The organism is Bacillus sp. m3-13 (assembly GCF_000175075.1).
Classification (GTDB): Bacteria; Bacillota; Bacilli; order Bacillales; family Bacillaceae_I; genus Sutcliffiella_A; species Sutcliffiella_A horikoshii_C.
In genome coordinates, this window is sequence record NZ_ACPC01000049.1 from 82607 (window position 1) to 105368 (window position 22762).

Genomic DNA, 22762 nt, shown 5'->3' on the forward strand with positions numbered 1-22762 from the left:
ATGGTGAAAGAATAATCCGAGAAAACCTATTAGAGTGAACGGAGCGTGTAGATTTTCTCATCTCTTAACTAATGAAAATAAAGGAAAGAGGAGAACTAACATGCTAAATAAAGTTACGCCGGCTGTTTATTATTTATCAAATGACGATAGTAAAGAAAGACCAACTTTGGGGTTGGTTTGTGGAGATAAATTCAGTCTTGTCATAGACTCTGGAAATTCAGTCCAGCATGCACAAGACCTTTTAAAGGAAATAGAGGCTTTAAATGTGCCTCCAGTAAAATATTTGGTTGTGACCCACGGACATTGGGACCATATCTTAGGGATGAACGAATTTGGGGCTGCCATCATTGATAACGGCCTGACAAATCAAATACTAGAAGAGTGGCAAAACTATTCTTTTGATGATGATTCCCTTCAAAAGTATGTCGAGTCCAATAAGATGTCTTTTAAATGTGTGGAAATTATAAAAAATGAAATACCTTTAAGAGACTCCTTTAAGTTAAACGGTGCCGATATTATTTTTGAAAAATCCTTAGCGATTGACCTAGGGAACAAAATTTGTGTCCTTGAAACAATAACAGGGACACACAGTGACGATTCAACCATTGTTTATGTTCCGGATGATAAAGTCCTTTTTTTAGGGGATAGTGCATACGGAACAACAACAAATTCATTATTTCATTATAAACAATCGCACCTATTGCCTATGATCGAAGAGATTCAGAAGTACGATGCCACTTCCTTCATACTTGGACATGAATCGCGCTGTGACCTAGAAGAAATGAATCTGTACTGGAAGGAACTTATTTCTACTAGCAAAGCCACAGATTCAACCTCCATAGATAGAGCCATTGAATGTTTTGAGAGGGAGAATAATATAACTCCTAATTCCAATGAGCAATTCTTTCTGAAGGCTTTTGTTAATGATCAGATAATTAGATTACAGTAGAGTTAATAGTAAAAACTTATGACAGCGATTCTTCTATATGTTGGATCGCTGATTTTTATATTTGAATAAGGTCATGTGGAGAAAGATTGGTAAGATTATTGTTTTATAGAGGGGCTATTTATGACTTATAAGTTTGAAAAAATGACTCAGGAACAAGCGGAAGAGATTGCACATAACTGGCACTACGATGGCGAGTATTCTTTTTATGATATGGAAGCGGATGAAGAAGACTTAGCGGAATTTCTGGATCGTAAAGCAAGAGGTAACTCTATGTTTGCGGTAATGATAGAAGATGAGTTGATCGGTTTCTTCAATGTGAGCCAAGCAGCTGCTAATGTATACGATATAGGGTTAGGCATGAGACCAGATCTAACTGGTAATGGCAGAGGGATGGAATTTCTACATGCCGGTATGGATTTTGTCCAGTCTAGATTTACAGTAGATAAAATTACGTTATCTGTGGCAACTTTTAATAAAAGAGCGATAAAAGTATACAGACAAGTAGGGTTTAAGGATATGGATACTTTTATGCAGGATGCGAATGGGAGTACATATAAATTTTTGAGAATGGTGTATGGTGTATAACTCAGTTCGTTACGGGCTGGGTTTTTATTATATAAAAAAGCACTGCAGATGGGTGCTTTATTTCGCGATTATCTTTAAAAGCGTCAATGACATTTTTGAAAAAGGACATGGATTACCTAGCTATTAGTATTTGTTTATCTGTGGTAATATTGTAACATTATGTAATGTTATTATAACGGAACGTCTTTGAGAAAAACCATCATTCATCCATGGACCAAAGAATGAAAAAGAGCATATGACCAGGAATAGAAACTATTAAAAGAGGTCCTAATAGAAGAATTAGTAGAGATCTATCACATTTGAAGTACATCTGTACCGGCAATCGATTATGCCAAACCCATCATTGATATTTTGATAGTGTTAAAAGATATCTAAAAAGTTGATCGGTACAATGAAGCGTGACGAAAAGGGATATGAACCAAAAGGCGAGAACGGGATAGCGGGGAGAAGGTATTTCCAAAAAGGCAAGCAAAATAGAACACAAATGTACATATCTTTCCGGTCGGAAATGAACATAAACAAATACATTTGGATTTCAAAATGTATTTGATGGCACACCCATAAAATGCAAAAACATATGGAGAAGTAAAACAGAAATTAGCAAAGCAGTTTCCTGGAGACCATCATATGTATCAAGGGAGGAAGCAGGAGTTTGTGATTGAGTTGATCGAGAGGGAGAGTGGAGGATGTCTAATAGAATAATGTAGACCGAAACTTGGTCTATTAGGGATTGATAAGGTTAAGGATAGGTTATAATCTACTATAAATTTTTTTGAGAGAGTGGTTGCTTGTAAAGTGTTAAATGGAAGTTTGCTTTAGGAATATTATCATTATTATTATAGCAGGGGGAGTAAAAAATGAAGATTAATTGTATGTGTTGCAGAAGGGAACTTAGATTGGATGATAATGTAGTAATTGATGAGGTAAACTCCCTTTACCATGCAGACTGTTATGGGGAAGTGAGGAATAGTGAAAACCTTATTGAATGGAAGGATTTTGGTACATATAAAGATATCTTGGACAAACATAAATTATTTGGTAACGAGCTGTACTAATTGTTCCCACTATTTTGAACAAAAGATGCAACTTACGTTTAGGTAGTTGCGTTGATAGAGTTTAAATAGCTTGGTATTAATAGGTTTAACTTATTTAAGTTGAATGTTGAAGTATGTTTTATATTCACTCGGACTATTCGTTCGGGGGTTTTTATATCTCAGGGAGTCTTTACGCAGAAAAGTGTGGTGGAGTTTTACTAAGTTGGTTTAGAACAAAGGACCCTTTTTGTAGAAGAGTGAAATGAAACATGGCTTGCAAATAGATTCTGCAGACTATTTGTCATCTGAACAATAAATTGTAATATAAAAATATTTCAATTTATCGTTTGACAAAGCAAAAATGATTTGATTTAATAAGTAATATAAAAATATTTCAAAAAATGCTATCTATTTTTTGGAGGAGATATATTTGGAGAAAAGAGTATTAAAAGACTTCGTGAAATTCGTTCCAGGAATAAATCCAACAAGGGCGCAAAAACAGTTCGGTACTCAAGTAATAAATTATTATGACCAGCCGTCTTTTGAAGCTGATTATAACCATGAGGGCGTAGAAGTTGAAGGTGAGTCCAATTCTATATATCAACATAACCTGTCATTAAATGAAGGTGATGTTGTTATTAGTAGCTCATTACAGCTTGCAACAATGGTCGGTAAAAACAATGTTGGTAAAGTGTTGTCCCTCAACTTCACAAAAATAGAGTTTGATTGCGAACAACTTGATAAGAGGTATTTCCTTTACTTGTTTAATGCTTACAAAGATGTGAAGCGACAAAAAGAAAGGGAGTTACAGGGGAGTGGCCCTGTTCTAAGAATTCCGCTTCGTGCACTTGGGGAAATTATTTTCCCTGTTGCTCCGATCGAGGAACAGAAAAAAATAGGCGATATATACGTAGAAACGCTGAAGCTACAAAATAAATTAAACAAATACGCAGACTTGATTGAGGTGTTTACTAGCTCAATAATAGAAGAAAACTTAAAGGGGAAATAATCAAATGAAAAGTCAATCGGAATTAGCATTTGAAAATGAAGTCATCAATTATCTGACCAAAATCGGTGGAGTAAAACAATGGGAGTACAAAAAAGACATCAAAACAACTGAACAACTCTGGGATAACTTTAAATTAATCCTAGAACAAAACAATAGTGCTCGTTTAGACGAACCGTTGTCTGCCACAGAATTTAACCAGGTGAAGAAAATCATCACTAGTATCGAATCCCCTTATCATGCCGGACAGTTTTTATACGGTGTTAACGGTGTTTCTGAAATAGAAGTTGACCTTGACAATGGTAAGCATGTATTTTTGACAGTATTTGACCAAGCTCAAGTTGGGGGTGGCAACACTGTTTATCAAGTGGTAAATCAAATTAAACGGCCAAAGGTTATTGATGGTAAGCCTAACCGTCGATTTGACGTGACGTTGCTTATTAATGGTTTACCTATTATTCAAATTGAATTAAAGAAAGCACTTCACAACACAACAGAATCCTTGAATCAGATGGAACAGTACATTGCTGAAAAACAATACAGCGGTATCTTTTCAACCTTGCAGATTCTAATTGCGATGACGCAGTTTGATATTCGTTACATGGCAAATACGCCACTCAAAAACTTTAACCGCGCTTTTGCTTTTAATTGGCAAAACGAAGATGATGCTCGTCCTATTCGTTCATGGAAGACGTTTGCGGACAAAGTGTTGTCCATACCAATGGCTCATGATTTAGCAACACGCTACATGGTACTAGATGGTACAAAAAACAAAGAAAGTATCAAAGTCATGCGTCCTTATCAAGTCTATGCTACAAAGCGTGTGCTTGATAAAGTTAGAAAGTTTGACTTCAAATATGATGATGGTAAATTGGGATACATTTGGCACACGACAGGCTCAGGTAAAACAATCACAAGTTTTAAGACAGCGTGGCTTGCCAGCCGTCTATCGAATGTAGACAAAGTTGTCTTCTTGGTTGACCGAATCGCGCTTACCAACCAAACAGCTGATGCCTATAAAGCTTATGATCCTGTTGCTGGTTTTGAAGGGAAAACTGGTGTGGTGGGTGACACCGCCAATATCTCGGACCTTCATCGTAAACTAACGAAGAAAAGCGATAAGAATATAATTGTGACAAGTATCCAAAAGATGTCGCGTTATGTAGCACGGGACAGCTTCAAGCCACTTAATGAAAATATTCTTTTTATCGTTGATGAAGCCCACCGTTCAACTGGTGACGGTACTGAAAATGAAGGTATGCTCGAAACAATTCGAAAAGCTATTCCTAATTCTGCTTGGGTTGGTTATACCGGCACACCAAGATTCCCTGAAACACGAGAAATCTTTGGTGAACTACTACATGCATATACCATTAAAGAAGCTATTGCAGATAAAAACGTTTTAGGGTTTAACGTTGAATTCAAGGAAACAATCGAGGCTCCGGAAAATCCTACCGAAGATGATATCGATGATAATGTTCGTGGTAGTGTTTATGACTATAGTCCAGAACATGTAAGCTTAGTAGTAAAGGACATATTCGATAACTGGAAGAAACGTTCAAATGATCGTAAGTATAATGCCTTGTTTACAGTCCACGTTGGTGGTAATAAAGCAAGTACACCAAGAGCGATGGAATACTTCGATAAGTTTGCGGAAGAGAATGCGAATCGTCCAGCAGATATACGACTAAAAGTTGCAGTGAGTTTTTCAGCAGATACTTCCAATAGTATTCATCAACTCAAAACGAACGAAAACTTGCATAGAGCCATCAAAGCCTATAACGCAATGTTTGGTACAGCTTTTGATATGACGACAGTTAAAACCTACACAGAAGACTTAGCACGGCGGCTTAACAAGACAGCAGATGATGGTAACTATTTAGATTTGGTAATCGTTGTTGATCAACTTTTGACCGGTTTTGATGCTCCTGAGATGAATACGCTCTATATTGATCGAACGCTTAAGGGTGGGAACTTAATTCAGGCGTACTCACGTACAAACAGAATGCATAATTTTGTCGATAAGCCTTGGGGAAATGTCGTGAATTATCGTTGGCCGGAGCAAAATGAATATGAAATGAATAAGGCTTTTGCTATCTATTCAAATCGTGCATCTGCCGACGAACAGCTATCACTTGAAGAATTGAAGAAAAGCAACGAAGAGTCGGGTATCACTTCCAAACCATTTAGCAAGGTTCAAGCTGAGATGCAAGAAGTGATCAAGAAGCTTTCAATGCTCACAGACGATTTTGTTCAATTACCTCCTAGTGAAAAAGCACAGGATGAAGTCTTTGAGAATCTAAAAGAGTATAATCGCTTGTTGAGTCAGTTGAAACAATATACAGAAGATGATGACAAAAATCCTATTTCCGCCTATGATAATCCTGAAGAGTTCTATGAACGTTTAGGTATTACTGAAGAGCAGGAAATCATTTTAACAACTGTAATCGCCGGTGAGTTGAAAGAACGGCGTGCGAAGCAAGAAAACATTGATATTTCGCAAGTCAATCTCTCAATGGTTCATATTCACGAAGTTACCATTAACTATGATTATTTGATTGATTTGATTGCCCGGATGGCTGATGAAGTTCACGCGAACAATATGTCGGAAGCGGAAAGCACACGTGATGAAATCCATCTTGAAATTGCCAAGTCTGACAATGAAAAAGAAAAATCTAAGATGCGTAACTTTGTATCTAAGATTTTTTCAAAGGAGTTCGAATTTGATAATTATCCAGCACCTCGAAGTGTTGAAAAAATGAACCAAGCTATGGATAAAGCACAAAAGGATACTAATATCCAACTTGTAACGAACTTCATCCGTACTTGGGGACTTGATAACAGCACAAATCCTAAGGAACTTGAAAACTTGATTAAGAAACACAGATTAGATCAAGAGGATATGGATAAACAAGGTGATTTAACAGCAATCATGAATGACGCAAGGGCTGATTATAAAGAAATTGCAGCTGAAAAGATTGCGGCATTAACTTGGGTACGATATCGCATTGAATTCCGTAAGGCATTTTACAAAATGGCCGACGAAATTAAGAAGGGAGAATAGTCAAGTGATAAAATTATTGAGACTACAAAAAGGAGATCAGAAATGAGCGATATAATAACAAAATCACCTCAAATCAGATTTGCAGGATTTACGGATGCTTGGGAACAGCGGAAGTTGGGGGATTTGCTTGCATATGAGCAGCCAACAAAGTATATTGTCAAATCAACTTACTATGACGATAGCTTTGAAATACCTGTTTTGACAGCGGGTCAAAGCTTCATCTTGGGATATACGAATGAAGAAAATGGCATCAAGGAAGTAAGTGACGAAGACCCAGTTATCATTTTTGATGATTTCACAACTGGCTCGCACTATGTTGATTTTCCCTTCAAAGTAAAGAGTTCAGCGATGAAGTTGCTTAGTTTGAAATCAGGTGATGAAGATTTTTATTTCATCTATAACACCTTGAAGAACATCAAATATGTGCCACAAAGCCATGAGCGACATTGGATTTCAAAATTCTCCTTGTTTGATGTTGCAGTTCCAAGCAGTGATGAGCAAGCCAAAATAGGTGGCTATTTCAAACAATTTGATAACCTCATCACCCTTCATCAGCGTAATTTGAAACTGCTGAATGAGACGAAAAAGAGTCTGCTTCAAAAAATGTTTCCGAAAGATGGAGCCAATGTTCCTGAAATTCGCTTTGAAGGATTTACGGATGCTTGGGAACAGCGTAGGTTGGATAAAATCTTAAAAGAAAGAAAAGTGAAGCAGAAAATAACTGAAGAATTTCCACTCTTAGCCTTTGCATCTGGCCAAGGAGTTATTGATCGTAGTGAAAGGAAAACTAATAATAGAGATTTTTTGACAAAAGATGCTACTAAAAAAACATACTTACTTACAAAGTATGATGATATTGTCTATAATCCTTCAAACTTAAAATATGGAGCAATCGATAGAAATAAACATGGCCAAGGAGTAATATCGCCCATTTATGTTACATTTGAAACAGATGAAATCCCATCATTCATTGAATTAATAGTTAAAAGCAAAAACTTTAAACAACGAGCTTTACAGTACGAAGAAGGTACTGTTACAAAACGGCAAGCTGTTAAACCAGAACATCTTTTATGTTTAAATGTTGTATTGCCAAATTCTAAAGATGAACAAATAAAAATCGGTAATTTTTTCAAACAACTAGACGACATGATCACCCTTCATCAGCGTGAGTTACATTCGCTTAAAAACTTGAAGAAATCATTGCTTCAACAAATGTTTGTTTAAGAAAAGGAGATAACACAAATGAGTAATGCAAGAGATATTACATCAAAGCTATGGGAAATGGCTAACAAGCTGCGTGGGACAATGGATGCAAGTGAGTACAAGAACTATATTTTACCATTTATGTTCTATCGCTATTTATCAGAAAATCAAGAGGAATACTTAAAAGTCAATGATCTGGAAGAGTTCTACGAAGTGACAGATGACACTGAAAAAGAAGATTACCTTGAAGAAATCAGTAAAGGTATCGGATATGCGATTGACCCAGCCTACACTTGGGACAAAATCGTATCAAAAATTGAAAATCACAAAATCAAAGCTAGTGACTTCCAAGACATGTTTGACTCATTCAATACAAATGCTAAACGTAACGCAGTCGCAGAAGCGGACTTTGCTAATGTATTTTCAGATGTTAACCTTGGGGACACACGTCTTGGTTCAAGTACAAATGAACGTGCAAAGGCTTTGAATGATATCGTATTGATGATTAACGAGTTCACTTTCAAAGACGACTCAGGCCGTGACATTTTGGGTGACGTTTATGAATATTTGATTGGGCAATTTGCTGCCAATGCGGGTAAAAAAGGTGGGGAATTCTATACACCTCATGAAGTTAGTCAAATCCTAGCAAAAATTGTCACTAATGATGCAGATGGTACTGGCGATCAATTCCGTGTATATGACCCTACAATGGGATCAGGTTCACTTCTTTTGACAGTTCAAAAAGAATTGCCAAATGGTGATAAAGAAGGGAGCGTTGAGTTTTACGGTCAAGAGTTGAATACTACGACTTATAACTTGGCACGCATGAACTTGATGATGCATGGTGTTAACTACCGCAATATGGAGTTGAAACGCGCAGACACACTTGATGCTGACTGGCCATTTGCAGAAAAAGATGGCACACAAATTCCTTTGAAGTTCGACGCGGTCGTATCAAACCCCCCATATTCTCAGAATTGGGATACTAAGGACGTTGATCGAGAAAAAGATACACGTTTCAAGGGTTTTGGTGTAGCACCTGCATCTAAGGCAGATTATGCTTTTGTTCTTCATGGACTTTATCATTTAGATAAAGCAGGAACAATGGCTATCGTGTTGCCGCATGGGGTACTCTTCCGAGGTGCCTCTGAAGGTAAAATCCGCAAAAATATCATAGACAATAATCTATTAGATACTGTTATTGGATTACCACCTAACTTGTTCTATGGCGCGAGCATCCCAACCTGTGTGCTGGTGTTCAAAGGTCGTGAAGCTCGTAAGAGTAAAGACATTTTGTTTATCGATGCTTCAAAGGAGTTTAAAAAAGGAAAGAGCCAAAACAAACTCACTGCTGAGAACATCAACAAAATTATCGGAACTTACAGTAACCGTAAAGACGTTGAGAAATATGCTCATGTGGCATCTTTGGATGAAATCAAAGATAATGATTACAATTTGAACATTCCACGGTATGTGGAAACGTTTGAAGAAGAAGGAATTATTCCACTTTCACAAGTGTCTCAAGAGTTGGTAGAAATTAAAGCGGAAATTGCGAATTCATACGATAATTTATTTGAGCTAATGAATGAGTTGAACGGGACAAACGATGAAGCCAAAGAAGAATTGAGTAAATTTATCAGTCTTTTAGGTAAATAATTATGTTGAAAAAGATCTAAGGATTTTAAACCTTTGCTCTTTTCACAAACGCTTGGGGTCAGTGGAAAAATGGTTGCTCTGTTATTAAGAGTTATATTAAACACTCTAATATAGTAAGTCTAATCCACTAAAATTAATGCTTGCAACTCAGGTGAAATTAATTTATCTCAGTTGTGAGAACTATTATTATCAATCTTTTACCAAATAATAATAGATTTCATACTGAACCGGCTGTTCTAAAGTGAATTCATGGTCACAACAGGTAGATACTTTCCTTTTCAATCAGGCAATATTTCATTCTTTGCGCTTTCGAGAGCAACGTCTAATTTGCTGAGGTGTAAAAACCTGTACCTTCCTCGTCATCCTTTTTTTAAATAGGTGAAGCTCTATGCCTGTATTTTTATAGGTTAAGATTTCTGGTGAATCAAGCGTTAAATGAAGTAGAGTCTTGAGAAGATCAGTTGCTAAAAATTCATGACTACCCTTGATCCAATTTTTTTTATGATAAGTAACAAAGATTGGGCATGAATTATGATTTAACCTATGGCAGTATAAACGCCCGATTATTGGTAATACTCCAGTTCATAATTTATAATTGGTTTTATCATTTTTCTAAATTAATTGATAAGATGCACTTAGTGTTATTCAGAATCCTCTCTGAAAAACTAAAACAGACAGGAAAAGATATATCCTGTCTGTTTTTTGCCTCATAAATAACTACAGTGAACTGTATCAAAACTTAAACTACATTAAAATCTTAACTTTGAGTTGTGAAAGAACTTTAAGGGAATATATGGTTAAAAAAGGTGCTCAGTATATTAATCTGCACCTTTTTTGTATTTTCTGTAACTTTATGTAAAAACTCTAGTTCTTTTGCTATAATAAAAGTAATATTTTGTCGGTAGGTGAAAAAGATGGCTGTTACGGTTCCGGAAACGATTAGGAGCAGTGCTACTTCAGGGGAGAGGATTTTGTTCCGCACTTTGAAGGAGTATTTGCCAGATGATTATATAGTATATTTTGAACCGGAGATTCAGGGACTAGGCCGGACTTTGTTATTATTGGTCCTGATCTGGGACTCATTGTGCTCGAGGTGAAGGATTATACAAGGAATACATTGTATCAATTGAATAAGGATGAGTGGACGATCAGAGATACTGGTGGAAATCTTCATAGTGTTAAGAGTCCACTTAAGCAGGCAAGAGATTACGTGTTTAAGATAAATGATGTGTTGAAGAAAGATAAGAATCTGATTCAAACGGAAGGGAAGCATCAGTTTAAATTAAAATTCCCATATGGCTATGGCGTTGTTTTTACACGGCTTAATCAAAAGCAAGTTCTAGAGGACGGGATCTATTCTATCGTTGATCCAGACAGCATGCTTACCCGGGAAGAGATAGACCCGGATTATGGAGAGTTCTCGGAGGAAGTGCTTGCTGAGAAATTAATTAATATGTTCCAAGTACCTTTTAGATTGAGAGAGCCACTTACATATGAAGAAATTAATACGATTAGATATTATCTGTTTCCAGAGGTCCGGATTGGGGCTGAATTCAAAGAGCCTGTTCCTTACCAAGATCAGCTGCTTCTATCTTTAAGGGATATCAAAACAATGGATTTCCACCAAGAGAATATGGCCAAACAAATTGGAGATAAAAACAGGCTTATTCGTGGAGTAGCAGGAAGTGGGAAGACCATCATTTTGGCGAGTAGAGCAAAGATGCTTGCGAAGGAGAATCCTAATTGGAGAATCTTGATTTTGTGCTATAACATATCACTCTCCCAAAATATCGCGCAAATAGTAAGAGCGATGGCGTTGGAGCCTGATAATCTATTTGACTTTCATTTTGGAGATGGAGAAATACAGATTCAGCATCGGTACCATCCAAAGAGCGCTCCAAAAAGAAGGTATCCCCGCAACATGGATAACAGAAGACGAAGCCAGCAAAAGAGCTTTCAATAGAGAAGAAGAAACCGTAAAAATTAGTACAATAGACAGTAGCAAAGGGCTAGACTTCCAAGCAGTGTTTATTGTGAAAGCGGATACCATGCCATTCCCGCTTGAAAAGGATAAGGAGCGGGAAGTTTCGTTGATGTACATTGGGATGACAAGGGCGAAGGAGTATTTGTGTATTTCGTATTCAGGGAGTCGGAGTTTACTTCTTATTTTGAGGGATGGAAGAAAGAAGGGCTATTGAAAATAGAAAATAATTTGGTAAAAAATCCTAGTATTTAATTAAAATATTAAATGCAAAAATAGTTATATCCTAAATATGTACAAATTTAGGAGAGAGGTGTAAAATAATTAAGAACACTCGTTCTGTTTCGTGGGGTAAACAAAGGGGACTTGTTATGAAAGAATATTTATTGAACTTAAATGCTCAATCAAATGGTGATCACGAAGTTCACGCAAAAGGTTGTGGATTTGAACCTACACAAAACATTGAGAGATTAGGATTCTATTTTAGCTGTAGTAGTGCAGTAAGTGAAGCTAAAAGTAGATATCCATACAAAAAAATCAATGGTTGTGTGTACTGTTCAGAGCTTTGCCACACTTCGTAAACTAGCATGAAAGGGAGGAGTTAACATGGTCAGACATAAAGGGGGAAAACTCAGTAAAGCTGCAAAAGACTTGCAAAATCCAAGCACTTCCAAGAAAGTGAAGAGTAAAGCTGCCAAAATATTAAAGAAACATCAAGATGAAAAACATTAGGGGAAAAACTAAATTCTGACTCCATAATAGAACGAGTGCTTTATTATTAACAACGAAAAACTCGAAGAGAAAATACCAACTTCGAGTTTTATTATTTTATTTCTATTATTCTTCCACCAAATAATGATATATATCATACTGCACAGGCTGTTCTAAAACTAAATTCATCGTGACTACAGGCAGGTATTTTCCTTTCCCGTCAGGCATGGTTTCATTTTTTGGACTTTCGAGATCAACATCTGCTTGACCAAGATAATAAAAATCCGTGCCTTCCCCATCATCCTTTTTAGAAAACAGGTGAAGTGCCGTACCTGTATCTTTATATGTTAAGATTTTTTTAACTTCTGGTGAATCAAGTGTTAATCTGTTACGAGTGAACCACCTAAATAATTCAGGAGCTAAGAATTCATCTCCATAGGCTTGGCTAGTTTCTACCTCATCTTTTTTATGGTACGTAACAAAAATCGGACAAGTGTTATGTTTTATGCGGTAACCATATATAGTAGAGGAAGCATCTTTAGGCCAATTTAATAACCTACAGGCATCTCTACGTGAATATTTTTCAAACAATGTAAGTGCCCTTGATTTGTCGTACTTCTCATTTTTAACATAAGCACACTTAACAATATCCTCAATATAATTTCTGAAATTGAAATCACGTAAACTATCCTGTATCTGTTGGTTAAATTGATATCTTCCATCATTAATTCCGATAATTGGCCTGTTATGATATTTCCTCACATCGTTTTGTACATGAAAGCTTAGTGAAAAAATGTTTTCAACAGATCGGATGGTCGCATCATCTACATAGGTACCGAAATCTCTTAACCTATCAATAAATGCTTCTTTCGAAACAGATTCATCAGACAGCAACATTTCAATTAAGAGGATCTCATGGAGGCGTTTCCCATTTATAAACTCTTTCGAAATCATGTTCAAGACAGCTTCTTCATAATCTGTAATAGAAGGAACAGGTTCTTTCATTTTCAACAGGAATTGATAGTGGTTACCTGAATATCCAATTATAACTTCAGGGTCGATGGAATTGTGCTTTATAAAGTCATAAAGAGTAGGGATTTGACCTAGGCGATTCTTCATTTCTGTATACGTATCCCGTAAAGTCTTTAGAGTGGATAAATTAGTATTGTTAATTGCATCAAAGATCTTCTTCTTAGCAATTTCCTCAAAATTTATGGTAGATACACCCTGAATATAATCCGTGTTAACTGTTTTACGTCGGATGTTGTCTTTGTTTAGTGTTTGATCACCTGATAAAGCAATTGGAATTAGATAGTTATTTTTATAGTTTCCAATAAAATCGATGATCGTTACATAGTCCTTACAATCGTGTTTACGCAAACCACGTCCAAGCTGCTGGATAAATATAATGCTCGATTGTGTTTGGCGGAGCATCACAATTTGGTTTAGGAAAGGAATATCAATTCCTTCATTAAAAATATCAACGGTTAATATGTACTCCAGCTCACCACTGTCTAGTTTTTGAATTGCCTCTTCACGCTCTTCCTGTGAATTGTCCCCTGTTAGAGCAAGTGTTTTTAGTCCTTCTTCATTCAACGCTACAGATATGGTCCTAGCCTCTTCTTTTGAACTGCAAAATATTAATCCGCGAACACGATCACCTGAGAATCCATAGTATTTTATTTTCTCAATAATATGAGTTACGCGCTCTGTAGAAACTAATTTTCGCAATTCAGTTGCATCATCAATCATTTGCCCATTTTGTTCATAATCTAATACTCCAAAATAGTGGAAGGGACAAAGCATATCTTCTTCCAATGCTGCTTGAAGGCGGATTTCATATGCTATGTTGTAATCGAATAACTCATAGATATTAAAGTTATCAGTTCGTTCAGGCGTTGCTGTCATGCCAAGCAAGAATTTTGGTGTGAAGTGATTGATTATTTTGAGATAAGATTGAGCTCCTGCTTTATGTACTTCATCTATTAAGACATAATCGAATTGGTCTTTCTCAAATTGTTGAAGATAGTTATCTTTAGAAATAGTTTGGACTGTTGCAAACAAGTATTTAGCATCAACATTTTTTGTGTTACCAGAAAGAATTCCAAATTCATCTTCAAGCCCACCGAGAATCTTACGGTAATCTTGCATGGCTTTCTTCAAAATTTGCTCACGATGTACGATAAATAACATTTTGCTAGGTGAAAAGTTCCTTACATCAAAAGCAGAAAGAAACGTTTTACCTGTCCCCGTGGCGGAAATGATTAGCCCTTTCTGCGCACCTTTTGCCCTAACAGCTTTTAGTTGCTCTAATGCGGCAGTTTGCATTTTATTTGGCTGAATTAATAGGCTATCAGAGAGTGCATTAGTTAGGTACGCAGCATTAAGTTCCAAAGCATTGGTACTTGAATTTTTTACAAAAGGTTGCAGTTCATAATGTTGGTTATAATTAGCTATCCACTCATCTGTTAAAGGCATTGCTGCTGTCCAAGCATCCTCAAATTGATTTCTAAAATGGTTAATGATTTCTCCACTTTCTAAAGAAGTTAGAAATACATTCCATTCATAGTTAGCCTTTAATGCACTATCTGTTAAATTGGAGCTTCCGACAATTAAAGAGTAATAGTCATCATGCTCAAAGATGTAGCCCTTCGAATGAAAGCCTTTTTCACTTGTTAGACGAACTTCAACATTGTCTAGTTTGAGAAGTTCCTTAAACATTTTTGGCTGGTTAAAGTTTAGGAATGTTGAAGTTAATATACGACCTGTTATTCCTTTTCGGTTTAAGTCATAGAGCATTGTTTTTAAGGTTGCTAAACCACCTTCTGTAATAAAGGCAACAGAAAAAGTAAAGGTTTTACATGTTTTCAGTTCTTGGAGTAATGTAGATAGTACATTTTCATGATGTTTGTTTGTTAAAAGCTTTGGTTTAAACTGTGCAGACACTGGCCTGCTTTGATCGATAAAGCCCTTGTAAAGGGAGTTTTCAATCTTTTGAATTAGTTGTAATTGCTCCACTAAACCCCACATCATTTCATTTAATTTTGTTTTTTAACAAGCTTCTCTACTGCAGGAATATCCGCTGGAGCAAACTCCAACTTTAAAAGGTCTTGTCTTGGTACCCATTTTGTCTCAGCATGTTCAAGTGCAGTAGGTTTTCCATCGACAAGCTTTGCTTCATACGTTTCAAGTCGGACAATAACTTTGTCATATTCGTAAGTGGTATCTTCTACTTTTGATCCCACGTGAATTTTGCAAGCAAACTCTTCATTAAATTCTCTAATTAACGCTTGTTCAGGAGATTCTCCAACCTCAATCTTTCCACCTGGAAATTCCCAATAGTTAGGTAAAGACATTTCCGGACTTCTTAAAGCGCAGAAGAATTCGTCTTTCTCATTTTCAATTACTGCGCCAACTACATGTACTGTTTTTTTCATGATAGAACCACCTTTATTACATTTCTTAATATAATTTTAGCTTATTTTAGTGGAGGGGATAAGTAAAGGGGAAAAGCATAAATTATCCAGCGAATTTCCTGTTTAAGCAGGAAAATGCTGGTTTTTTGTCGAAATATATTACATAAAGAAGAAACAAGGAGGCAACAAGTATGTCATTCTGGATTTTTCAAGGAAACCCACAGCGGTTTACGATAGATAATGAGAAGTACCCACACCTTCATGATATTAATGATTATGTAAGAAAAGGAAATGTGATTGATTGGAGTATAAGGCAGAAACACTTTAGTAATGACATTAAGGTTGGTGACAAGGTTTTTATATGGCGATCTGATGGTGAGGAGAAAAATAGTGGGGGGATTATCGCTTTAACAGAGGTAGTAAATGAACCAAATGTAGTAGGGGACAATTACCCTTCTGTTGAGTTAATGGTTCTTGATTGTAGACTATCAGAAGAAGAGGGAATGTTGTTGCGTCACAAGTTGAAGGAAATCCCGGAGACTAGCCAACTATTAATTATTCGTGCACCGCAAATGACGAATTATAAATTGACTGATGAAGAGTTTGGTTACATAGATCGGTTTTGGAGCAATCCTATTAAGCTAGAAGAAAAGACAAAGATGGATGTACTAGAAAGCTACCTTCAATACTATAAGCAAGAGGCAGATAACTTTTTGACGGAAGTGGAGTACATAACAAAGGCATATAACTACTTCCAACAATATAAAGATCCAGAATTTATTTTGAACATGGAGTGGGAGGATTTTCAGAAGATCGGTGCCCATGTAAATAGTTACCGAATGGCTATTGCGCGTAGCAGGGCTTTTGGTTTTATGAATGCTCCTATTGAGAAATATCGTAGTAGTTTCCATTACCTCGTTCACGGGCAAGATCCTCTTGAAACAAGAATGGATAAGTTTTTGCAACATGAGGATTATAAGCTTTTTGGTATTAGTGTCAACGCGCTTAGTGAGATTATAGGAAACATTTTTCCTGAAGAATACTGCTTCTATAACCAAAGAGACAGAGTAGCGGTAGAGAATGTATTAGGACTTGATCCTGGGTATATTCGTGGAGATACTTTTGCACGAAAATTCATGAAATTCCAGAATGTGTTGAAGACAAACCAACTTTCTAATAAGTACGAAACGATAGTAGGCCGCTTTACTGACTTGCCGGTTAACTATGAAGTAGACCAATTTCTAAGCTTTGTTTTTGAAAAGAGTAAAGTGAAAGTGGAAGATGAAGAAGAATTTGCTGCACCAAGATATTGGTTAATGTCTGCTGGTGAAAACAATAAATTCTGGGACAATTACATTAGTAAAGGCAACATCTCAATTGGCTGGAACAAGCTAGGTGATTTGCGGAAGTATAAAAACAAACGAGAAATTACGGAAAAGCTAAGGGAGCTTTATAACACAGAGCACACGCCGACAAATGATGCTCTTGCCAATGAACAGTTTGTCCGCGAGATGAAGGAAGGAGACATTGTCCTCATAAAACGTGGCGTTAGTAAAATCATTGCGATGGGGGAAATTACATCTGATTATCACTATGATCCTGAGAATGGGTACCAACAATCTGTTCGTGAGGTGGAGTGGAAAAAGCAAGGGGAATGGGATGTCTCCGACTTACCGGTTAATATGAAGACACTAACGGATATCACCGATTATGAAGAGTTTGTGGAGACAATTTTAAACCGGATTGAAGAAAAGGATCCCTATAGAGTATCTCCGCAACCAGATATTATGGTGAAAGAACCAGAAGTAAAACCATACACAGTAGATGATATCTCCAAAGATGTTTTTATGGATTTAGAAAAGATTGAAGATTCCATTGAGTCGCTAGACTACAAGAAAAACATCATTCTTCAAGGACCGCCTGGTGTTGGGAAAACCTTTGTAGCAAAGCGACTTGCTTATTTGCATATGCAGAAAAAGCAGCCAGAAAACATTGAAATGGTTCAGTTTCATCAATCTTACTCGTACGAAGAGTTTATTAGAGGATTTAAGCCAAATGAAGAAGGTCATTTCAAACTGCAAGATGGATTGTTTTATGCATTTTGTAAAAAAGCAAAAGAGAAGCCGGAAGAGAACTTCTATTTTATTATTGATGAAATTAACCGTGGAAACCTCTCCAAAATCTTTGGGGAAGTGATGATGCTTATTGAAGCAGATAAGCGCGGAAGTAACTATGCCATTAAGCTAGCATACAGCAAGGGAGAAGAAACCTTCTATATTCCTGAAAATGTCTACGTGATAGCAACAATGAACACAGCGGACCGCTCGTTAGCACTTGTTGATTATGCCCTTAGAAGACGTTTTGCTTTTATTGATATCGTACCTGGCTTTACCACACCTGCGTTTACAGAATTTTTGAAGACAAAAGGTGTCAGTCAAGGGTTCATTGAGAAAATCATTTCCTTTATGCAAGAAGTGAATGAGGAAATAGCCGGTGATGTGGTGAATTTAGGTAAGGGGTTTGAAATTGGCCACAGCTATTTCTCTCCAGATGGGAAAATAACAGATGAACAAGCTTGGTATGAACGAGTAGTTCGGTTGGAAATAAAACCATTGCTTGCAGAATATTGGTTTGACCAGGAGGATAAGGTCGATGATCTCATCCGAAAATCATAGCCGTATACCGATTAAAAACATTTATTACATGCTTGCCTATGCCTGGAACCACCCGCAAGAAAAGGACTTTATTTCTGTGTTTGGAGAAGATGAGAATGACCTAGTAAATCTGCTAAGTAAAGTATTGCTGATTAAAGTAAAAGCCCTTATTAAAAAGGGCTTTTACAAGGAGTATATCCAAACCACGGATGAGTCCGGTATTATCCGAGGAAAAATCCTCTTTAAGGAATCAATGGAAACCTTCTCTTACAGAAGAGGTAAACTGCACATCCTCGAAGATGAAATGACCCATGACATCCTACATAACCAAATTATTAAGACTACCTTATACCATCTTTCGAAATTGGATCAATTAGAGAGAGGATGTAAAGAAGAAATCACTAAAATCCTTCCTTATTTTAGTGATGTTTCATTGATTAAGGTTTCTAGTAGGTTATTTAATGAGATTAAGTTACACCGTAACAATCAACATTATCAATTTTTGCTAGATATCAGTCAGTTTATCTGGGAAAACTCCTTACTCCATGAAGGTCAAGCGGAACAACAATTCCAAGACTATTCCCGAGAACACCGAAAGCTAGCCAAACTTTTTGAGGATTTCGTGAAGAACTTTTATCGAAAAGAAATTCGAGGATCTAAAGCGAAGAGCGAATCATTGTATTGGCCAGCAGAAGGAGAAGAGACAACACTCCTACCAAAAATGACTACAGATATTTCGTTGGAATATGATAACAAGAAATTTATCATAGATACAAAGTTTTATAAGGATATCTTCTCTGAACAATGGGAAAAAGAGACCGTGAGAAGTGCCCACCTGTATCAGCTTTTTGCTTACTTAAAGAATGAAGAATACTTCTCAGGTAGAAAAGCGGGTGGTGTGTTGTTGTATCCAGAGGTTCATAAGAAGGTTGACTTGAAATACAGGATGCATGGGTTTGATGTTAGGGTTTGTACGGTGGATCTGAATGGAGAGTGGCAGGGGATACATGAGCGGTTGTTGGAGGTAGTGGGAAAGTAAGACATTAAAGCAACAAAGGAGAAATGGAAAGATATAGGTTTAAAGCTAGAAAAGTTTGTGATGCAAGAAAGCATAAAGAAAGCTACCAAAGAATTACTAGATGTGGAAAATGAGGTTGTTGCATATAACCTATTAAAAGAGATAAGTTCAATTGGAGATTTAAAGAAAGTGAAGATCCTACTTCAATGTCAGAAAGAAGATATTACTAATAATTTTACTACGTTGGCTATATTCATTACAACCTTAGCTCTCTTACTACCAGCGATTGATAAATCCTTTGTTAATCTGCAAATATATTATATTGTAATATGTTTCGCGTTAGTAACAACTTTGATTCATGGAATCTTTAAAACTAGTATGCCCTTATTAAAGAATGCTAATGAAAGAAATAGAAAAATAGAGTATCTTCTATGGATGGTAAACGAAGAAATCATTTTGAGAAAGTAATTCTTAACGGAGGTATGTAATATGCCCATCTACAACAAACTAGTCCGAGACAAAATACCACAAATCATTGAAGCGACAGGAAAAAAGTACACAATAGAAAGATTAAATGACGATGATTACATAAAATGCCTTAAACAAAAAAGCTATGAGGAACTGGACGAGTACTGCGCAGCCAAATCAAACGAGGAAGCAGTGGAGGAGCTAGCTGATCTCCTAGAAGTTATCCATGCTCTAGCAAACTATCATGGTTTTTCTATGGAAGAAGTAGAGGAAGTTCGAAAAGAAAAAGCGGATAAGCGTGGAGGATTCCAAGAGAAGGTATTTTTAATAGAAGTCGAGGATGGTAAGCAGAATGAATCTTGATGAAATAAAAAACTCAATTAGCAACCTAGCCATTTGGAAAAAGGGGAATCAAAGGGCTCCACATAAACCTTTACTCTTATTGTATGCATTGGGACAATTGCAGAAAGGCAATCCGAGATTTTTACCTTATGAGCAAGCAGGACAGGATCTTAAGCAGTTGTTAGTGGATTTTGGACCGATCAGGAAGTCATATCATCCGGAAGAACCGTTTGTAAGACTTTCGAGAGATGGCATTTGGGAATTGGATAAGCCTGTTAACCTATCAAGTCCAAATAATAGAAAGTTGATTGAGGAAGCTGTTGCAGGTGGTTTTATCCCTGATGTATATAAGACGTTAAAAGACAATATGAATCTTATTCCGGAGCTTGCTCAGATAATTCTTGAGCAACATTTTCCTGCTTCCATACATGATGATATTTTGAGTGCGGTTGGACTGGACTTCTCATTTACCTATACCAAAAAGAGAAAGCGAGACTCGAAATTTAGAGATAAGATACTTAGAGCTTACGGGTATAGTTGCGCTGTTTGTGGGTTTAATGTCAGGCTGGCACATACGCTGGTTGGAGTAGAAGCTGCCCACATCAAGTGGCACCAAGCTGGAGGCCCAGATGTCGAGGAGAACGGTATTGCCCTATGCTCCCTGCACCATAAGCTTTTTGATAGAGGCGTTTTTACCATTAACAATGATTGTAGAATGATTGTTTCACAGGATGCGCATGGCACCAATGGCTTTGATGAATGGCTGATGAGATACCACGGAAATGAGATATTAAAACCGATAGAGACAAATTACTACCCAAAGGATGACTTCATTTACTGGCATGTGAAGGAAGTCTTTAAGGGGCCAGAGAGGTATATTGTAAATTAATTTATATAGAGGAAATATATTTTAAGTCATGAATAGGAGAGCTATAGAAGGAGTATATATTAAAATTAAAATCATTGTTGAATAGGTATAGCCAGTGGAGTTTACACCACTGGCTTAATTACTGTAAGAGCTTATTATGAATTTTTATCCAATGTCGTTTTACTTGATTACGAATTAAGCTTTTTGTTGGTAGCTTTGACATGATTTTATGTGCTCTATAGGCATAGGTAATGAAGTTTCCTCTGTCCTTATACTTGAATCCTAAATGGGTATATATTCTATATAATTCTTTTCGGGGACTTTTTCGCTTTGTTGCTAAACCAACGCGACGCATGGATGAGGCTTTACGATAAGCACGACAATAATACTTAAATAGGCTTTTTTCTCTAATCCGAACAACCTGACCATCTGTAACCATTCCTAAGTAGTCTAAAGAGCTTTTGGTACCTTTCTCATCAAAAATTCCCCCGTCCTTAAAGATACGTATTTCAGTCTTCTCTTCTTGAATGTTTAACCCACTAGATTTATAGCGCTGGATTAGATCAAATACTCCATTTTTTAGTTCATCTAAAATTTTTGAGGAGATACTTTCAGTGGGTATAACTAAAATCATGTCGTCACAGTACCTTCTATAAAGAGCATTATGAGTCTTAGCCCATTGTTTAACATGTTTATCAAAATTTAATAAATGAACATTGGAACAAACGGCGCTCATACCTGAACCTTGTGGAATTCCAAATGGCTTTTTATTTTTATATAAATGCTTCTTTTTAAATTGTCGAAACTCGGTTGAATCCATAATTCTGGTTAATTTCTTATTCTCTAAAAGTTCATTAAGATTTTTAATACCATAATGATCTTTTAGGTAGTTATCTACGTCAGTTTTATTTACATAAGTAAACTGAGTAAGGTTTTTGTATATTTTATACCAATCTTCTGGAAGTTCATCAACCTCAAGTACATTTTTGATATTTTTCTTTAGTTCTAGATGGTTTATATAATCAAAGAACTTAGTGAAGTCTAATGAGATAACTATTGCTTTCTTTTGTGATAAAAGGAAGTCAAAAACTTCATAAGCAAAATCTACATTGTTTTTACCTGGTTTGTTATTCCGGTATGCTAAAGCCACGTCATCTATTTCGTTTATTTCTACGTATTTGTTATAAGCGTGATTTAATAAGTCTCCATAATACTTATAAATAAAGCGGTCTTGATGACTAGCATAAAAGATTTCACGTACTTTCTTCTTTTTCTCTTTTCTCTGGCTGGGAGGAAGGGCTTTATCTTTCGAAATTGTTACATACTTATTGAAGGTAATATTAAAATGTATTGAGGGTAAAAAGGAATGTGATTTAACCCATCCGGGATTTGTTATGTTTTTCTTTATGTGATTAATGTAAATAGGAGAGTCAAAATGTAGATAATTCGTAGATTCATATTTCGACCAGTCAATCTCAGAAGAGCTAGGGAGGTTATGTAATTGTCGTGGCCTATTACACTGTTTCATAACAGTAAACCTCCTAGCATACATTGTTGGGATCCAAAAAAGATTTGAATGGCCCGTTGACCACTGGTTCATTAAACAATTCAATTATAATATAAAGGAGTACATTATAACTGTGATAAGTTTAGTTGACCTCCCAGAGGTGGAAATGTTGGTTACACTCGTAGAAGTAGTCTGGTTATTTGTCGAAGTACTGAAGATAATTCAGCTTGACAAACGGAAACTTATCTCCCTCACACCAAAATTGCAAGGCGCCTTCATTACTGAATTATTTCAATGATA

General features: G+C 36.4%; 19 protein-coding genes and 1 pseudogene. 17 read left to right on the forward strand and 3 right to left on the reverse strand.

Translation table 11 applies throughout. The features are described 5' to 3' along the window. The first annotated feature begins 100 nt into the window (after positions 1-100). The 11 genes and pseudogenes from M313_RS0121010 (at position 101) to M313_RS26700 (ending at position 12210) form a co-directional block, all read left to right on the forward strand. Positions 101-949, forward strand: a complete 849-nt coding sequence (locus M313_RS0121010) for an MBL fold metallo-hydrolase (RefSeq protein WP_010199909.1) — start codon at positions 101-103, stop codon at positions 947-949. Positions 950-1069: 120 nt separating this feature from the next. After that, on the forward strand, positions 1070-1534 hold the full coding sequence (locus M313_RS0121015) for a GNAT family N-acetyltransferase (protein WP_010199910.1): 465 nt from the start codon (positions 1070-1072) through the stop codon (positions 1532-1534). 857 nt (positions 1535-2391) lie between these two features. Next, positions 2392-2589, forward strand: coding sequence for a hypothetical protein (locus M313_RS0121020; RefSeq protein ID WP_029326631.1), 198 nt, complete (start codon positions 2392-2394; stop codon positions 2587-2589). A gap of 409 nt (positions 2590-2998) precedes the next feature. Continuing rightward, positions 2999-3577 carry a restriction endonuclease subunit S gene (locus M313_RS0121025; protein ID WP_010199912.1) on the forward strand — a complete coding sequence of 193 codons (579 nt, stop codon included), beginning with the start codon at positions 2999-3001 and terminating at the stop codon, positions 3575-3577. A gap of 4 nt (positions 3578-3581) precedes the next feature. Continuing rightward, positions 3582-6638 carry a type I restriction endonuclease subunit R gene (locus M313_RS0121030; protein ID WP_010199913.1) on the forward strand — a complete coding sequence of 1019 codons (3057 nt, stop codon included), beginning with the start codon at positions 3582-3584 and terminating at the stop codon, positions 6636-6638. Between the two features lie 42 nt (positions 6639-6680). Beyond that, positions 6681-7862 carry a restriction endonuclease subunit S gene (locus M313_RS25490; RefSeq protein WP_010199914.1) on the forward strand — a complete coding sequence of 394 codons (1182 nt, stop codon included), beginning with the start codon at positions 6681-6683 and terminating at the stop codon, positions 7860-7862. An 18-nt stretch (positions 7863-7880) separates the two neighbouring features. Continuing rightward, positions 7881-9497 (forward strand): type I restriction-modification system subunit M, encoded by a 1617-nt coding sequence (locus M313_RS0121040; protein WP_010199915.1) that lies wholly within the window; start codon positions 7881-7883, stop codon positions 9495-9497. Between the two features lie 914 nt (positions 9498-10411). Continuing rightward, positions 10412-11346, forward strand: a pseudogene (locus tag M313_RS25495) (nuclease-related domain-containing DEAD/DEAH box helicase); the annotation flags it as partial. Positions 11347-11350: 4 nt separating this feature from the next. Continuing rightward, positions 11351-11695 (forward strand): 3'-5' exonuclease, encoded by a 345-nt coding sequence (locus M313_RS26875; protein WP_010199918.1) that lies wholly within the window; start codon positions 11351-11353, stop codon positions 11693-11695. A 154-nt stretch (positions 11696-11849) separates the two neighbouring features. Beyond that, a complete protein-coding gene (locus tag M313_RS25500) occupies positions 11850-12059 on the forward strand; it encodes a hypothetical protein (protein WP_083800993.1) in 210 nt (69 codons plus the stop codon). A 25-nt stretch (positions 12060-12084) separates the two neighbouring features. Beyond that, on the forward strand, positions 12085-12210 hold the full coding sequence (locus M313_RS26700) for a hypothetical protein (protein ID WP_010199919.1): 126 nt from the start codon (positions 12085-12087) through the stop codon (positions 12208-12210). Positions 12211-12315: 105 nt separating this feature from the next. On the opposite strand, the gene M313_RS0121055 is transcribed toward M313_RS26700, so the two are convergent. After that, positions 12316-15207 (reverse strand): DEAD/DEAH box helicase, encoded by a 2892-nt coding sequence (locus M313_RS0121055; protein WP_010199920.1) that lies wholly within the window; start codon positions 15205-15207, stop codon positions 12316-12318. 20 nt (positions 15208-15227) lie between these two features. Next, positions 15228-15626, reverse strand: coding sequence for a (deoxy)nucleoside triphosphate pyrophosphohydrolase (locus M313_RS0121060; RefSeq protein WP_010199921.1), 399 nt, complete (start codon positions 15624-15626; stop codon positions 15228-15230). 170 nt (positions 15627-15796) lie between these two features. Between M313_RS0121060 and M313_RS0121065 the strand changes: the two genes are divergently transcribed. Genes M313_RS0121065 through M313_RS0121085 form a run of 5 tightly spaced genes read left to right on the forward strand, consistent with a single transcriptional unit; the run spans position 15797 to position 20976 of the window. Next, positions 15797-18280, forward strand: coding sequence for a DUF8426 domain-containing protein (locus M313_RS0121065; RefSeq protein WP_010199922.1), 2484 nt, complete (start codon positions 15797-15799; stop codon positions 18278-18280). After that, positions 18258-19298, forward strand: a complete 1041-nt coding sequence (locus tag M313_RS0121070; RefSeq protein WP_010199929.1) for a 5-methylcytosine restriction system specificity protein McrC — start codon at positions 18258-18260, stop codon at positions 19296-19298. Before M313_RS0121065 ends, M313_RS0121070 begins: the two co-directional genes overlap by 23 nt. A gap of 60 nt (positions 19299-19358) precedes the next feature. Further along, the gene (locus M313_RS0121075) at positions 19359-19745 is read left to right on the forward strand and encodes a hypothetical protein (RefSeq protein ID WP_010199931.1); all 387 of its coding nucleotides are present in this window, start codon (positions 19359-19361) and stop codon (positions 19743-19745) included. Between the two features lie 21 nt (positions 19746-19766). Then, complete coding sequence (locus tag M313_RS0121080; protein ID WP_010199933.1) at positions 19767-20108, forward strand: nucleoside triphosphate pyrophosphohydrolase; 342 nt, start codon at positions 19767-19769, stop codon at positions 20106-20108. Then, complete coding sequence (locus tag M313_RS0121085) at positions 20098-20976, forward strand: phosphorothioated DNA-binding restriction endonuclease (protein ID WP_010199935.1); 879 nt, start codon at positions 20098-20100, stop codon at positions 20974-20976. The genes M313_RS0121080 and M313_RS0121085 overlap by 11 nt, the downstream gene beginning before the upstream one ends. Before the next feature lie 118 nt (positions 20977-21094). On the opposite strand, the gene M313_RS0121090 is transcribed toward M313_RS0121085, so the two are convergent. After that, positions 21095-22483, reverse strand: a complete 1389-nt coding sequence (locus M313_RS0121090; RefSeq protein WP_010199936.1) for a reverse transcriptase domain-containing protein — start codon at positions 22481-22483, stop codon at positions 21095-21097. Positions 22484-22595: 112 nt separating this feature from the next. Here M313_RS0121090 and M313_RS26020 point away from each other — a divergent pair, with 112 nt between their 5' ends. Continuing rightward, entirely contained in the window at positions 22596-22760 is a 165-nt protein-coding gene (locus M313_RS26020; RefSeq protein WP_010199938.1) for a hypothetical protein, read from the forward strand. Positions 22761-22762 lie beyond the last annotated feature (2 nt).